The organism is Pseudomonas sp. B21-009 (genome assembly GCF_024749345.1).
Taxonomy (GTDB): Bacteria; Pseudomonadota; Gammaproteobacteria; order Pseudomonadales; family Pseudomonadaceae; genus Aquipseudomonas.
In genome coordinates this window covers 4,440,415-4,453,547 of record NZ_CP087199.1, presented here as the reverse complement: position 1 = coordinate 4,453,547, position 13,133 = coordinate 4,440,415, and the positions used below count along the sequence as shown (strand labels likewise).

Annotated in this window: 10 protein-coding genes; 4 read left to right on the top strand and 6 right to left on the bottom strand. The window is 63.2% G+C overall.

The features are described from left to right. Position 1 precedes the first annotated feature (1 nt). Entirely contained in the window at positions 2-934 is a 933-nt protein-coding gene (locus LOY34_RS20510) for a LysR family transcriptional regulator (RefSeq protein WP_195884830.1), read from the top strand. 42 nt (positions 935-976) lie between these two features. Here LOY34_RS20510 and LOY34_RS20505 read toward each other — a convergent pair whose 3' ends face one another. From LOY34_RS20505 to LOY34_RS20495, 3 genes are all read right to left on the bottom strand, one after another. Beyond that, a complete protein-coding gene (locus LOY34_RS20505) occupies positions 977-2,236 on the bottom strand; it encodes an OmpP1/FadL family transporter (RefSeq protein ID WP_045195518.1) in 1,260 nt (419 codons plus the stop codon). A gap of 146 nt (positions 2,237-2,382) precedes the next feature. After that, entirely contained in the window at positions 2,383-2,865 is a 483-nt protein-coding gene (locus tag LOY34_RS20500; protein ID WP_045195516.1) for a hypothetical protein, read from the bottom strand. 256 nt (positions 2,866-3,121) lie between these two features. Then, a complete protein-coding gene (locus LOY34_RS20495; RefSeq protein ID WP_195884829.1) occupies positions 3,122-3,346 on the bottom strand; it encodes a hypothetical protein in 225 nt (74 codons plus the stop codon). 969 nt (positions 3,347-4,315) lie between these two features. On the opposite strand from LOY34_RS20495, the gene LOY34_RS20490 reads away from it, so the two are divergent. Together LOY34_RS20490 and rmuC are read left to right on the top strand one after the other, a co-directional pair. Continuing rightward, a complete protein-coding gene (locus LOY34_RS20490) occupies positions 4,316-4,744 on the top strand; it encodes a tetratricopeptide repeat protein (RefSeq protein WP_195884828.1) in 429 nt (142 codons plus the stop codon). Between the two features lie 183 nt (positions 4,745-4,927). Further along, a complete protein-coding gene (gene rmuC, locus LOY34_RS20485) occupies positions 4,928-6,316 on the top strand; it encodes a DNA recombination protein RmuC (RefSeq protein ID WP_176794326.1) in 1,389 nt (462 codons plus the stop codon). Here the strand turns inward: rmuC and LOY34_RS20480 are convergent. Further along, positions 6,288-9,764: a PAS domain-containing hybrid sensor histidine kinase/response regulator gene (locus LOY34_RS20480; RefSeq protein WP_258663954.1), complete on the bottom strand. Its 3,477-nt coding sequence runs from the start codon at positions 9,762-9,764 to the stop codon at positions 6,288-6,290. The genes rmuC and LOY34_RS20480 overlap by 29 nt on opposite strands. Before the next feature lie 120 nt (positions 9,765-9,884). Beyond that, positions 9,885-10,430: a TetR/AcrR family transcriptional regulator gene (locus tag LOY34_RS20475; protein ID WP_195884827.1), complete on the bottom strand. Its 546-nt coding sequence runs from the start codon at positions 10,428-10,430 to the stop codon at positions 9,885-9,887. A gap of 91 nt (positions 10,431-10,521) precedes the next feature. On the opposite strand from LOY34_RS20475, the gene LOY34_RS20470 reads away from it, so the two are divergent. Continuing rightward, positions 10,522-11,712, top strand: coding sequence for an MFS transporter (locus tag LOY34_RS20470; RefSeq protein ID WP_195884826.1), 1,191 nt, complete (start codon positions 10,522-10,524; stop codon positions 11,710-11,712). Between the two features lie 111 nt (positions 11,713-11,823). Here the strand turns inward: LOY34_RS20470 and LOY34_RS20465 are convergent, their stop codons facing one another. After that, a complete protein-coding gene (locus tag LOY34_RS20465; protein WP_195884825.1) occupies positions 11,824-12,999 on the bottom strand; it encodes an MFS transporter in 1,176 nt (391 codons plus the stop codon). Between the last annotated feature and the right edge of the window lie 134 nt (positions 13,000-13,133).

Below are 13,133 nucleotides of genomic sequence, written 5' to 3'. Positions count from 1 at the left end.
CATGAACCTGCTCGGTTCGATCAAGAGTTTCATCAAGGTGGTCGAGGCCGGCAGCATCGCCGGTGGCGCTCGCAGCCTGGGCTTGAGCGCCGCCGCGGTGAGCCAGAATATCGCCCGCCTGGAAGCCCACCTGCAGGTGCGCCTGCTGGCGCGTACCACGCGCAGTATGGTGCTGACGCCCAGTGGCAGCCTGTATTACGACAAGGTCAAGCACATCGAGCGCGACCTCGAGCAGGCCCAGCAGGCGGTCACCGCCCCGGATTGCGAGCCCAAGGGGCGCTTGTGCATCGCTTCGTCGTCGGCCTTTGGCCGCCATGTACTGGCGCCGCTGATTCCGGCCTTCAGTGCACGCTACCCGCAGCTTTCAATTGAATTGGTTACGAATGATCGGCGGGTCAACCACGCCCAGGAAGGCGTTGATGTCAGTATCCGCATCCAGCCACAACTCGAAGACGGCCTGCTGGCCCGGCACATTGCCCGGGTGCCGTTCATTTGCTGCGCTTCCCCGGGCTATCTGGCGGCGGCCGGTTGGCCACAATCGCCCGAGCAGCTCAAGGAGCACCGCTGCCTGGTGTTCCGCTACCCGGTGGACGGGCGCTTTTTGCGCTGGGGCTTTATCCGCGAGGGGCTGCGTTTTGATGCCGAGTTCGACAAGGTGCTGATCAGCGATGACATCGACGTACTGACGCAGATGGCGGTGCGCGATGGCGGTATCGCTCGCCTGGCCGAGTTCGTCGCCCGCCCTTTGCTCGAGCGCGGCCAACTGGTGGCGTTGTTCGAGTATTCGCAGCCGGCACGGGCCTACGCCCAGACCGAACCGATGGATATCTACCTGTGCGTGGCCGACCGTTTCGCCTTGAGCCCCAAGGTGCGGGCGTTCATGGAGTACCTCCAGCTGGAAGTCGGGCACGCCTGGCCGATTGCTCAGGCATAAAAAAACCGCCGATGACGGCGGTTTTTCGTTGCGGCGCTGTTATCAGAAGCGATAGGTCAGCGACGCGCCAATACCGTGAGCGCTGTTTTCGTACTTGGCGTTGTACGAACCCTTGGTCGGGCTGGCCAGGTTGACCTTGGTGTCTTCTTCCCACAGGTAGGAGTACGCCACGTCGATGGTCATGTCGTCGGTTGGGCTGTAGCCGGCGCCCAGGCTGAAGATCTTGCGATCGCCAGTCGGGATGCGTGGCGAACGGTCGTGGTTGTTGGTCGGCGACTGGTCGACGGTGAAGCCGGTACGCAGTACCCACTCCTTGTTCAGCTTGTAGGACGCGCCGATGGCGTGGGCCCAGGTGTCGTGCCAGTTCTGCTCTTCGCTGATGGTGCCGAACTGGCCGGCCAGCGGGGCAGGAACCTTGTTGGTGACGGTGATGGCTTCCAGGCGGCTCCAGCGGGTCCAGGTGCTACCAGCATAGATAGTCCACTGGTCATCCAGCTCGTGGGTAACCGAGAAGTCGACCGATTCAGGGGTCTTGATCTTCAGTTCAGCGTCGAACTTGCTGCCGCTGAACGGGCCGATCAGGGCGTTGTTGATCTTGGTGTTGCCTTCGAGCTTGTAGTCGACCATCGAGTGGTAGGTCAGGCCCAGGCGGGTCTTGTCGGTGGCCTGGACCAGCACGCCGATGTTGTAGCCGACGGCAGTGTCGTCACCCTTGATTTTCACTTCGCCATCGTTGAAACCCGGGGTGCGCGGGTTGAGGGTGTTGGCGCTGAGCTCACCCTTGATCTTGTTGATGGTCGGGCCGAAACCGATCGACACCTTGTCGTTGAAGGCGTAGCTGATGGTTGGCTGGAAGGTGACCACTTCAACGTGGCTTTTCTTGCCCCAGTAACGGCTGGCGGCAGTGCTCTCGTAATCGGTGACCAGGCCGAACGGCGCGTAGACACCGAAACCGACGGTCCAGTGATCATCCAGAGGCTTGACGTAGTAGCCCATGGGCACGCCGACGAACGGCACCATGTCGCCGTCGGTGGTGCCACCTGGGCGCCCGCCGCCGGAAATATCGGACTTGGCGATGACGGCTGCGCCGCCAACGGTGATCTGCTCGCGTTTCAGGCGCGACATACCGGCAGGGTTGCCGAATACGGTGCTGGCATCATCGGCAGAAGAAGAACGACCCGCGAAACCTGTGCCCATGCCACTGACGCTTTGTTCGTTGAGGGCAAAGCCACTGGCGAACAGTTGAGTCGAGGCGAGAGTGACGGCGAGGCTGAGAGAGGTTTTGAGCATTACTTTTTTCATTATTAGAACTCCTTGGGATCTCCGGGGCGAAAATTACCATCAGTTCGCCCGCAGCGCTATAGGCTGTATCGCAGGAGATAGGGCGGTTTTGTAGGACAATCCGACCAAAATGGCGGGAATTTTCCGATTATGGAAAGCAGTGACTCTCAGCAGGCCTGAAGAGTCACAGGGGCGATGCAGGTTTGCCAGGCGCAGGTGAAATCGCGCAGGCGCCCCTGAGGCTGGAAGGTTTGTCGCCAGATACGTGCAAGCCCGAGCAGATCGTCGGCGGCGGGCAGTTCGGGGGCTTGTTCTTCGATCAGCATCCAGGCGATGGCGGTGGCATAGCGCAGGTTTACGGTCAGTTCCAGGTGCGGGCCGCTGAGGAAGGCATGCTGGCTGGCAAGGCCACGGACCAGGCTGGCGAGATCCGGGTCGCGGGCCAGGAACTGGTCCCAGAGGCTTTGGTGGCGCAGTTCGCCAATGCGGTACAGGCCGTGGCCGCGGCGGTCGTGCAATGCTGAGCCGAGTGCTGACTGGCTGGCGGCGACGCCGAGCAGCAGGGCTTCGGCGCTGGCGCAGTGGCGACCCAGGTAGATCAGGGTCGGACGAATGACAAACTGGCTCAACTCGCTCGCGGCGATACCCATGATGCCCTCGAACTTGAAATTGGCCGGCGGACGCTGGAGCTTGGCAGCTGGAGAGTCGGTCAGGCCCGCCGGAAGCGGCCTTTGCCGCTTGAGTTGAAGTGTAGTGTCATATTCGCGCTGTAAAGGCCTGTTTTTAAAACATTTGCGGCTTTTAGTTATAAATCATATGCCGTGCGGCAATTAGTGATTGCTGGGCGCCAGGCATAAAAAAGCCCCGCCAGAGGGCGGGGCTTGAGCGTTTGCAGCGTCGTGCGGATCAGGCCACCAGGGCCTGACGGGTGCGCTCGATAACGGCCTGCAGCGGCTCGGCTTCGGAGTATTGCTCCGGGTACAGGCGCTCGCTGTGCCGGGCAATGCCGTGCTCGTTGACCAGGGTGAAGCTGAAGCCGCCTTTGCGCGACGCCAGGATCAAGCAGTTCAGAGGGGCAAATGCCTGGGAAAGGGTGCGAATGGCAGCCTGAGTATGAGAAGAGTGATTCATAGTTATTAGATGTTCCTGCAATAGACACGGTTTCGATCCGTGCACATATAAAACGTTCCAGTAACGCGAGCATTTAAGCCGGTGCGAAGAACCTGACTGGAACAGGGCAGCCAGTTTTGGGCGCATTTATCATGTGGCGCTGGGGCTGACTGGTAGGTACGTCAGAGGACAGGCAACAGCCAGGGTCGGGTTCAATGCCGCTGGGTGAAGATCCTGATCAATCTGCAGGTTGGTTCGGTCAGAGTAAGAAGTGATTTACCTGGGGAACCATCGAGTGGGCCGGTCCTGGTTTCAACAGGCCTGTCCGATGTGAGGGGGCAGGGCACTGTAAGGACTGCTTTGGCCAGAATTGACTTTCAGCTTGGTACTAACGGCGGCAAGACTACCGCAGTTTTTCGTTGCTGGCAAGCTTTTTGGCTTTTCGTCTGGCGAGCCGATCAGTATGTCGCGTTCCAGGCTGTCTGTGAAGGGCTAATTCGCCGGCTTTGCAGTGCAACAAGGCAGGGAACGTGCCAATTTCGTGCAGGGAAATGCCTTGCTAAAGGGCGGTTGTGCACACTTGGGGCAGCCTTTGTTACAGCGCTGCAACAAGGCGGCAAGTGGCCGCCAATGACTTGGCCGTTGCCTTAAGTCAATGAAAAAAAACACTTATTTTAGCTGGTGAAAAAATCGACAGTTTGACTGAAAGCCCCATTCCATAGGGGTTTGCGGGGAGGTTTAGGGGGTTGTCCACCGAGTTATCCACAGCTTCTGTGGATTGTCCCGAGCGCTTGCTCTAGGACGGGCGTGCCAGCTTTTTGGCCGGTGTCCGACAATCCTTCGACAGTCTTCCGTCAGGGACAAAATACCCGTCCTGACGTCAAGAAAAAAACACTGAAATATTTTGAAAAAAGTGCAGAAAAGCACCGGGCCATTGTCAGAAAAATGGAGTAGAGTGGCGCGCCTCTCGAGTTGCCTCCGCTGTTTTTTATGAAGTTTCGCTGCAAAAACCTCGTTGCCCCCACTGCCCAGTCGCCTCTGCCCGAGCCCAAGCGCTTCTCCTTGAAAGTGGCCTTGTGGTTGCTCGACAGCCCGCGCCTGGGTGACAACCCCAACGTCAAGCACTTTGCCGGGCGCTTGCTCAAGCAGCCAGCGCGCCAGGGCGTGGTGGTGGCCCAGAGCCGCCTGGGGCAGATGCTCTGCCGTGATTGCGGCAATGCCCGCGACCGCCGGATCGGCCACGAACTGCTGCGCCAGGCGGCGCGCGCCGGTGATCGCCGGGCCCAGCTCGAGTACGGCCGGCTGTGCGCCTTGGGGCAACTGAACGAACCCGCCCAGGGCCGCTACTGGCTCGAACAGGCCGCTGCCCAGGGTTCGCAGGAGGCCTTGCGCCTGCTCAGGCAATTGCCTGAAGCCTGAATGCGGCGCGTGCGCCCAAGGCTGATAAGCTGAGCCGTTGATCGTTGGCCGAGGGAGATCGGGGTGGCTATGGCAGTGGATCTGACCAGCATTGTGCTGGGTATTGTGGTGGCAGCTGTGCCGTCGCTGGCGCTGGTGCTGCAGGTGCAACGGCGCCTGAGTGCGCGCCAGGCCGACGCGGCCTTGCTTGAGGAGCGCCTGAGCAGTGTGCAGCTGGCTCAGGAAGGCTTGCTCGCCCAGCTCGATGCCAGCCGCGACGAAATCAGCGACCTGAGCCAGGCCAATGCGGCCAAGCAGGCGACGCTGGCCGCTCAGGCCCGTGAGCTTGAATTGCTCCAGATCGATCGCGACGAAGCGCGCGATGCCGCCCATGCCTGGCAGCTCGAACGCGCCAGCCGCGAAGCCGAATTGCGTCGCCTGGACGCCCAGAGCGCAGCCCTGAGCGCCGAGCTGCGCGAACAGCAGGAAAGCCATCAGCAACGCCTCGACGACCTGCAAGGCTCGCGTGACGAGCTGCGGGCGCAGTTCGCCGAAATGGCCACGAAGATTTTCGATGAGCGCGAACAGCGCTTCGCCCAGACCAGCCAGCAGCACCTGGGGCAGTTGCTCGACCCGCTCAAGGAGCGCATCCAGGCCTTTGAAAAGCGCGTCGAAGACAGCTATCAGCAAGAGGCCCGCGAGCGCTTCTCGCTGGCCAAGGAGCTTGAGCGCCTGCAGCAGCTCAACCTGCGCCTGAGCGATGAGGCCACCAACCTGACCCAGGCGCTCAAGGGCCAGAAGACCCAGGGCAACTGGGGCGAGCTGATTCTGGAGCGGGTGCTGGAGCACGCCGGGCTTGAGAAGGGCCGCGAGTACCAGACCCAGGTCAGCCTCAAGAGCGCCGACGGCGAGCGCTTTCAGCCCGACGTGCTGATCATGCTGCCGGGCGACAAACAGGTGGTGGTCGACTCCAAGGTCAGCCTCACCGCCTACCAGCAGTACGTTGGCGCCGACGACAGCGAGATTGCCCAGGCCGCGCTCAAGCAACACGTGCTGTCGCTGCGCAACCATGTCAAAGGCTTGTCCGGCAAGGACTACAACCGCCTCGAAGGCCTGCACAGCCTGGATTTCGTCCTGCTCTTCGTGCCTATCGAGGCGGCGTTTTCGGCCGCCTTGCAGGCAGAGCCGAACCTGTTCCAGGAAGCCTTCGACCGCCAGATCGTGATCGTCAGCCCGACCACCTTGCTGGCCACCTTGCGGGTTATCGACAGCCTCTGGAAGCAGGAGCGCCAGAGCCAGAACGCCCGGGAGATCGCCGAGCGTGCCGGTTGGCTGTACGACAAGTTCGTGCTGTTCATCCAGGACCTGGACGAGCTTGGCAGCCGCCTGCAGCAGGTCGACAAAGCCTATAGCGCGGCGCGCAACAAGCTCTGCGAAGGGCGCGGCAACCTGATCAGCCGCAGCGAACAGCTCAAGCTGCTCGGTGCCCGGGCCAGCAAGAGCCTGCCGGCCGACCTGCTCGAGCGCGCCATGAGCGAAGGCGACCCGCTGGCTGCCAGCGCCCTTACTGGACCAGGCTCAGATGCCGATTGAGCAGGGCGCGCAAGGCCGCCGGCTTGACCGGCTTGGCCAGGTAGTCGAGCCCTGCGGCATGCACCTGGGCGACCATCTCGCTGCGCCCGTCGGCGCTGATCACCACGCCGGGGACCGGCTCGCCCAGGCGTGTGCGTAACCAGGCCATCAGCTCGGTGCCGACCTCGCCGTCGTCCAGGTGGTAGTCCACCAGCGCCAGGTGCGGGCGCAGGCCGCTTGCCAGCAAGGCTTCACACTCGGCGCGGTTGCGCGCGATGGATACCTGGCAGCCCCAGCGGCTGAGCAGGCTGTTCATGCCGATGAGGATGCTGTCTTCGTTGTCGATGCACAGCACCTGCAGGCCTGCCAATGGCTGCCCGGCCTGTTCGGCAGGGCTGGCCACCGGGGCCGCCGGCGCCGTGGCCAGCGGCACGCTGACGCGGAACACGCTGCCCTTGCCCGGCCACGACTGCACCTCAAGCGGATGGCCAAGCACCTTGCACAGGCCATCGGCGATCGCCAGGCCCAGGCCCAGGCCTTTTTCCGCGCGGGTCTGGTGGCTGTCCAGGCGTTTGAATTCCTCGAAGATCACCTGCAGCTTGTCGTCGGCGATACCGCTGCCACGGTCCCAGACCTCCAGCCACAAGCGTCCCTGTTGGCGGCGCACGCCGAGCAGAATCGGGCTCTTGCCATAGCGGAAGGCGTTGGTGAGGAAGTTCTGCAGAATCCGGCGCAGCAGTTTCATGTCGCTCTGCACCCGCAGGCGGCTGCCGCGCAGGCGGAAATCCAGGCCTTGCTGCTGGGCCAGAACCTTGAATTCAGCGCCGAGGGTGTCGAACAGTTCGTTGAGGGCGAAGGGTTTGACGTCCGGGGTGATCTTGCCGTTTTCCAGGCGCGAGATGTCCAGCAGGTCGCTGATCAGCTCTTCGGCCGAACGCAGCGAGCTGTCCATGTGCTGGACCAGTTGCTGGGCATCGGCCGACAAGCCATCGCCCTGATGCGACAGCGCCGCCGAGAACAGCCGCGCGGCGTTCAGCGGCTGCATCAGGTCGTGGCTGACCGCTGCGAGGAAGCGGGTCTTGGACTGGTTGGCGGCCTCGGCGTGGCTCTTGGCTTCGCTCAGTGCCTGGTTCAGTTGCGACAGCTCGTGGGTGCGTTCGGCGACCCGTTGCTCAAGGCTTTCGTTGGCGCCCTTGAGCGCCTGTTCGGCTTCGCGGAACGGGGTGATGTCGGTAAAGCTCATGACAAAGCCGCCGCCGGGCATCGGGTTGCCGATCAGCTCGATCACCCGGCCGTTGGGGAACAAGCGCTCGGAGGTATGCGCACGGCCCTGGCGCATCCAGTGCAGGCGCCTGGCCACGTGCACCTGGGCCTCGCCCGGGCCGCACAGGCCGCGCTCGGCGTTGTAGCGGATAATGTCGGCAATCGGCCGGCCGACGCTGATCAGCCCGTCGGGGTAGTTGAACAGCTCCAGGTAGCGGCGGTTCCAGGCCACCAGGCGCAGCGACTGGTCGACCACGCTGATGCCCTGGCTGATGTTCTCGATTGCCCCTTGCAGCAGGGCGCGGTTGAACTGCAGCACTTCCGAGGCTTCGTCGGCGATGCGCACCACGTCCTCAAGCTGCATGTCGCGGCCTTCGATCGCGGCCTTGACCACTGCGCGGGTCGAGGAGGTGCCGAGCACGCCAGCGAGCAGGCGCTCGGTGTGTTCGATCCATTCGCCGTCGGCATTCTGGTTGGGGTTGAAACCCTTGCCCTGGCGATAGGCAAAACGGATGAAACTCTGCCGCGCGCGCTCTTCACCCACAAAGCGCGCAGCCAGGTGCAACAGGTCGTCGATCTGCACCGCCAGCAGCGAACGGCTGCTAGGGCGGGCGCTGGTCTGCTGGCCGATGAATCGTCCGGCCTGCCAGTGCTCGGACACCCGCGTACGCGAGAGGATCGACACCCAGGCGAACAGGGTGAAGTTACCCGCCAGCGACAGCACCACGCCTTGGGTCAGCGGCGTGATCGGCAGGTTCAGCGGGTTGCCATGCAGCCAGGCCAGGCCCGGGAACAGCTCCAGCGACCAGCCCAGGCTATGGGCGGCAATCGGCAGCACCAGGGTGTAGAACCACAGAAACACCCCGGCGGCCAGGCCGGCGAACACCCCGCGGCGGTTGGCCTGCTTCCAGTACAGGGCGCCAAGCATGGCCGGGGTCAGCTGGGTCACGGCGGCAAACGCCACCTGGCCGATGGTCGCAAGGCTTGCGGTAGAGCCGAGCAGGCGGTAGCTGACATAGGCCAGCAAAAGGATGACGACGATGGTCACCCGGCGTACCGAGAGCATCCAGTGGCGGAAGGCTTCGAACGGGCGCTCGGCGTTGTTGCGCCGCAGCAGCCAGGGCAGCAGCATGTCGTTGGAAACCATGGTCGACAGCGCCACGGCCTCGACAATGACCATGCCGGTGGCCGCCGACGCGCCGCCGATAAAGGCCAGCAGCGCCAGCGCCGGATGCGCCTCGGCCAGCGGCAGGCTGATCACGAAGGAGTCGGGCAGCACCGAGTCGGGCAGCAGCATCTGTCCGGCCAGAGCGATTGGTACCACGAACAGCGCGGCGAGGATCAGGTACATCGGGAACACCCAGCGCGCCAGGCGCAGGTCCTGGGGTTCGATGTTCTCCACCACGGTGACGTGGAACTGGCGCGGCAGGCAGATGATCGCCATCATCGCCACGCCGGTCTGCACGATCATCGACGGCCAGTTGATGGTCTCGTTCCAGAAGCCTTCCAGGCGTGGCGCCAGTTGCGCCTTGCTGAACAGGTCTTCGAAACCGTTGAACAGGCCGAAGGTGACGAAGGCGCCGACGGCGAGGAACGCCAGCAGCTTGACCAGCGATTCGAAGGCAATCGCCAGGACCATGCCGCGGTGGTGTTCGGTGACGTCCAGGCTACGGGTACCGAAGACAATCGAAAACAGTGCCAGCACCAGCGACACCACCAGCGCGGTGTCCTGCACACGGCTGCCAGTTGCATCGGCGCCTGCGCCGATCAGCAGGTTGACGCCAAGCACGATGCCCTTGAGCTGCAAGGCGATGTACGGCAGCACGCCGATCAGGCAGATCAGCGCCACCACCACCGCCAGGCTCTGGGATTTACCGTAGCGGGCGGCGATGAAGTCGGCGATCGAGGTGATGTTTTCCTGTTTGCTGATCAGCACCATCTTTTGCAGCACCCAGGGCGCGAACAGCAGCAGTAGCACAGGGCCCAGGTAGATCGGCAGGAACGCCCAGAGTTGTTCGGCGGCCTGGCCGACGGCGCCGAAGAAGGTCCAGCTGGTGCAGTACACCGCCAGCGACAGGCTGTACACCCAGGCACGCAGGCGCGGCGGCAGCGGTGTGCTGCGGCGGTCGCCGTAAAAGGCGATGGCGAACATGATGGCCATATAGGCCAGGGCGACCACGGCGATCAGCCCACTGGACAGCGACATGACAACTCCGAAACAAAAGGGTGATTCAGCCTGACAGCGAACCTCGATCAATCAGTCTGGCACGCCGCAAAGGCTTCGTCAGCGCCGACGATGGTCGCAGTGGCAGAGCGTCGCAGGGCCTTAGCCGGGCAAGGCCAGGTCAAGCAGGCTGTAGAGCTGTTCCAGGGTCGGCGGGGCTTCGGCGAACAAGGTGCGGTAGACGGTCGGTGCGACCAGCAGATCCAGCAGGCGTTCGATGTCTGGCAGGGCCTCGCCGCGCGCCTGGGCGCGGTCGAGGATGACCTTCAGTTGCCCGCGCAGGATGTTGGTGCAGTAACCCGGGCAGGCGCTGCTGAGCACGTCGCGCATCAGGTTGCGGCCTGGTTCGGAGGTGATTTCGTCGAGGTACTGTTCGGTCCAGGCGCGCAGGTCGGTACGCAGCTCGCCGGTGTCCAGCGGCGCCACGTCAGGCAGCACGCGTTCGACGGCGACATCGGCGAGCAGGGCGGCCAATTCGCCCCAGCGCCTATAGATAGTTGAAGGGGTGACGCCGGCGCGAGCGGCAATTTGCGGCACGGTCAGGCTCGCGCGGTCCTGCTCCTTGAGCAGTTCGCGTACCGCCGCATGTACCGATGCCTGCACACGGGCGCTGCGCCCACCCGTGCGGATACCTTCTTTAATCGCCATCGGTCGACCTTAACACAAAGGGTTTGCGTTAAGGAATGAAGGCGAGCAGACTGCGCAAAAGCTAAATAATTGCTTTAGCGGAGTGCTGATCATGTTCATGTTGTTCAAAGCCCCGGCCTCACGGCGTTTTCGTCTGATGTTCCTGGCACTTGCCTTGCTCGGCTTTCTCGCCGCCTCGAGCACCCCGACGCCTTTGTATCACCTGTACCAGCAAGCCTGGCAGTTCTCGGCGGTAACCCTGACGCTGATTTTTGCGGTGTATGCCGTCAGCTTGCTGGCGGCGCTGCTGACAGTCGGTTCGCTGTCGGACTACCTGGGGCGGCGGCCACTGATCTTCACTGCATTGGTGCTGGAAAGCGTCTCCATGCTGTTGTTCCTGCAGGCCGACAGTGTCGGCTGGTTGATTGCTGCGCGCATTCTGCAAGGCTTCGCCACCGGCATGGCTACCAGCGTGCTGGGCGCTGCGTTGCTGGATATCGATCGCGAGCAGGGGCCGTTGGTCAACAGCCTGACGCCCTTGCTCGGCATGGCCAGCGGCGCCCTGGGTACCAGCCTGCTGGTGGAATTTGCGCCGTGGCCGCTGCGTTTGGCCTATTGGCTGTTGCTCGGCTTGTTCGTCACGCTGGCGTTGCTGGTGTGGCATCTGCCCGAGAGCGTCAGCCGCCAGCCCGGCGCCCTGGCCTCCTTGCGTCCGGCCCTGCATGTACCGCCCCAGGCGCGGGCTGCAGTGCTGCGTATGCTGCCGGTGAACGTCGCCAGTTGGGCGCTGGGTGGGTTCTTCCTGTCGCTGGCGCCATCACTGGCGCGCGAGGCCACCGGGGCAACCTCGAATTTGGTGGGCGGCGGCCTGGTGGCGGCGTTGACGGTGACCGGCGCCGTGGCCATCTACCACCTGCGGCTGCGTCCGGCCGGGCAGATCCTGCGCCTGGGCACAGGGGTGTTGCCGGTCGGGATGCTGTTGATCCTGCTGGCGTTGCATCGCGGTGAGCTGGGGCTGTTTTTCCTCGCCACTGTAGTCACCGGCATCGGCTTTGGCGCCAGCTTCCTTGGAGCGTTGCGTAGCATCATGCCGCTGGCCGAGGCCCACGAACGCGCCGGGCTGATGGCGACGTTCTATGTGCTGAGCTACCTGGCGTTCTGCGTGCCGGCCATGCTGGCCGGGTGGATGGTGCGCAGCTTCGGCCTGGTGCCGACCGGCGAGGTGTATGCCTTGGCAGTGATCATTTTGTGCGCCGTGGCGGCGGTTCTGAGTTTGCCGCTGCGGGCTTTGTCCCGCGGCTGACGGTATTGGCCTCATCGCCGGCAACGCCGGCTCCCACAATAGATCTGCTTGTACCGGACCCTGTGGGAGCTGGCCTTGCCAGCGATCGAGCGCGTAGCGGTCGCAATCCCCTCAGCGCCGAGCTCCCAGGTAATAGAACAGCGCCGCCAGCAACACCGAAAGAACCAGAAGGTAAAAGGTCGCCACCGGCACCAGGTGCGCCAGGGCAAAGCCGCAGATCACCGGGCCCAGCGCCGCGCCGAGGTTGGACAGGTTTTGCGCGCCGTAATACACGCCGCGCAGATGTTCCGGGGCGATGCTGTCGATGAACATGTACTCGGCGGGGATGACGATGATCTCGCCAAGGGTGAACACCAGCATCGCCAGGCACCAGGCCAGCAGCGTTTGCGCCAGCGAGAAGCCCAGCAGGCCAACCAGAAACAGCGCCATGCCGGCCATCAGCCAGGGCATCAACTGGCGGCTGCTGATGCGCCGGCCAATCACGTACTGCAGGGCAATTACCGTGACCGCGTTGGTGGCCACCAGGTAGCTGATGTAGCGCGCCGCCTCGCTGGCGCTGCTGGTCACCACCAGGTACTGCGACAGGTAGGCGGTGAACTGGCCGAACACCACCGCGCTCAAGGCGCCACCGAGGGTGAAGCAGATCAGCCGGCGATCTTTGACCAGTTGCCCGCCAACGCTAAAGAAACCGGCCTGTTCGCCGCCTTCGACCCGCGCCCGCGCCGCTCGCTCGCCCCAGCGCTGGTAGCTCAGGCACATGGCCAGGCCCAGCAGCGCCGAGAGCAGGAACGGCAGGTGATCGTCCAGCAGCACCAGCGCCACGCCGACAAAGGGCCCGACCGCGTAGGCGACGTTGCTCAGGGTGTACTTGATCGAGAACACCTCGCTGCGTTCTTCCAGCGGCAGCAGTGCACAGAAGCCGGCTTTGGCGGCGATGTCCACCACCGCCAGGGCCAGGTTGATCAGCACCAGGCAGGTGAAGAACAGGCTCAGTTCGCGGCTGACCACCGCACCGACAAAGGCCAAAGTAAAGGTCAGGGTCGCGGCGATGATCACCGTGTAGCTGCGCAGGGTGTCGATCAGGTAGCCGCCATACAGGCTCAGCAACGAGGCGACTATCAGCGCACCGCCGATCATCAGGCCGATGCCGCTGATATCCAGGGCGAAGTTCTGCGCCAGGTAGACCACCAGGTAGGGCAGGGTGATTGCACGGGCGAGGGTGAGGATGAAGGTAGTTGCCAGCAGCAGGCGTACCTGCGCCGAGTAACCTTTGATAGCGGTGAGCATTGAGTGACCACGTCCTTGTTGTTATCGCTGCCGAGCATACGCCGCGGGCAGTGAAATCTGTATATCTGTAAAACCGATAACAGATAGAGAAAATACCCGTTATATAGATATATTTTTCCGGCCTAAGATGGATA

Excerpts from the sequence above, each read along its gene's own strand:
- LOY34_RS20510 (WP_195884830.1), top strand. The coding sequence starts at position 2 with ATGAACCTGCTCGGTTCGATCAAGAGTTTCATCAAGGTGGTCGAGGCC.
- LOY34_RS20505 (WP_045195518.1), bottom strand. The coding sequence starts at position 2,236 with ATGAAAAAAGTAATGCTCAAAACCTCTCTCAGCCTCGCCGTCACTCTC.
- LOY34_RS20500 (WP_045195516.1), bottom strand. The coding sequence starts at position 2,865 with ATGGGTATCGCCGCGAGCGAGTTGAGCCAGTTTGTCATTCGTCCGACC.
- LOY34_RS20495 (WP_195884829.1), bottom strand. The coding sequence starts at position 3,346 with ATGAATCACTCTTCTCATACTCAGGCTGCCATTCGCACCCTTTCCCAG.
- LOY34_RS20490 (WP_195884828.1), top strand. The coding sequence starts at position 4,316 with ATGAAGTTTCGCTGCAAAAACCTCGTTGCCCCCACTGCCCAGTCGCCT.
- LOY34_RS20480 (WP_258663954.1), bottom strand. The coding sequence starts at position 9,764 with ATGTCGCTGTCCAGTGGGCTGATCGCCGTGGTCGCCCTGGCCTATATG.
- LOY34_RS20475 (WP_195884827.1), bottom strand. The coding sequence starts at position 10,430 with ATGGCGATTAAAGAAGGTATCCGCACGGGTGGGCGCAGCGCCCGTGTG.
- LOY34_RS20470 (WP_195884826.1), top strand. The coding sequence starts at position 10,522 with ATGTTCATGTTGTTCAAAGCCCCGGCCTCACGGCGTTTTCGTCTGATG.
- LOY34_RS20465 (WP_195884825.1), bottom strand. The coding sequence starts at position 12,999 with ATGCTCACCGCTATCAAAGGTTACTCGGCGCAGGTACGCCTGCTGCTG.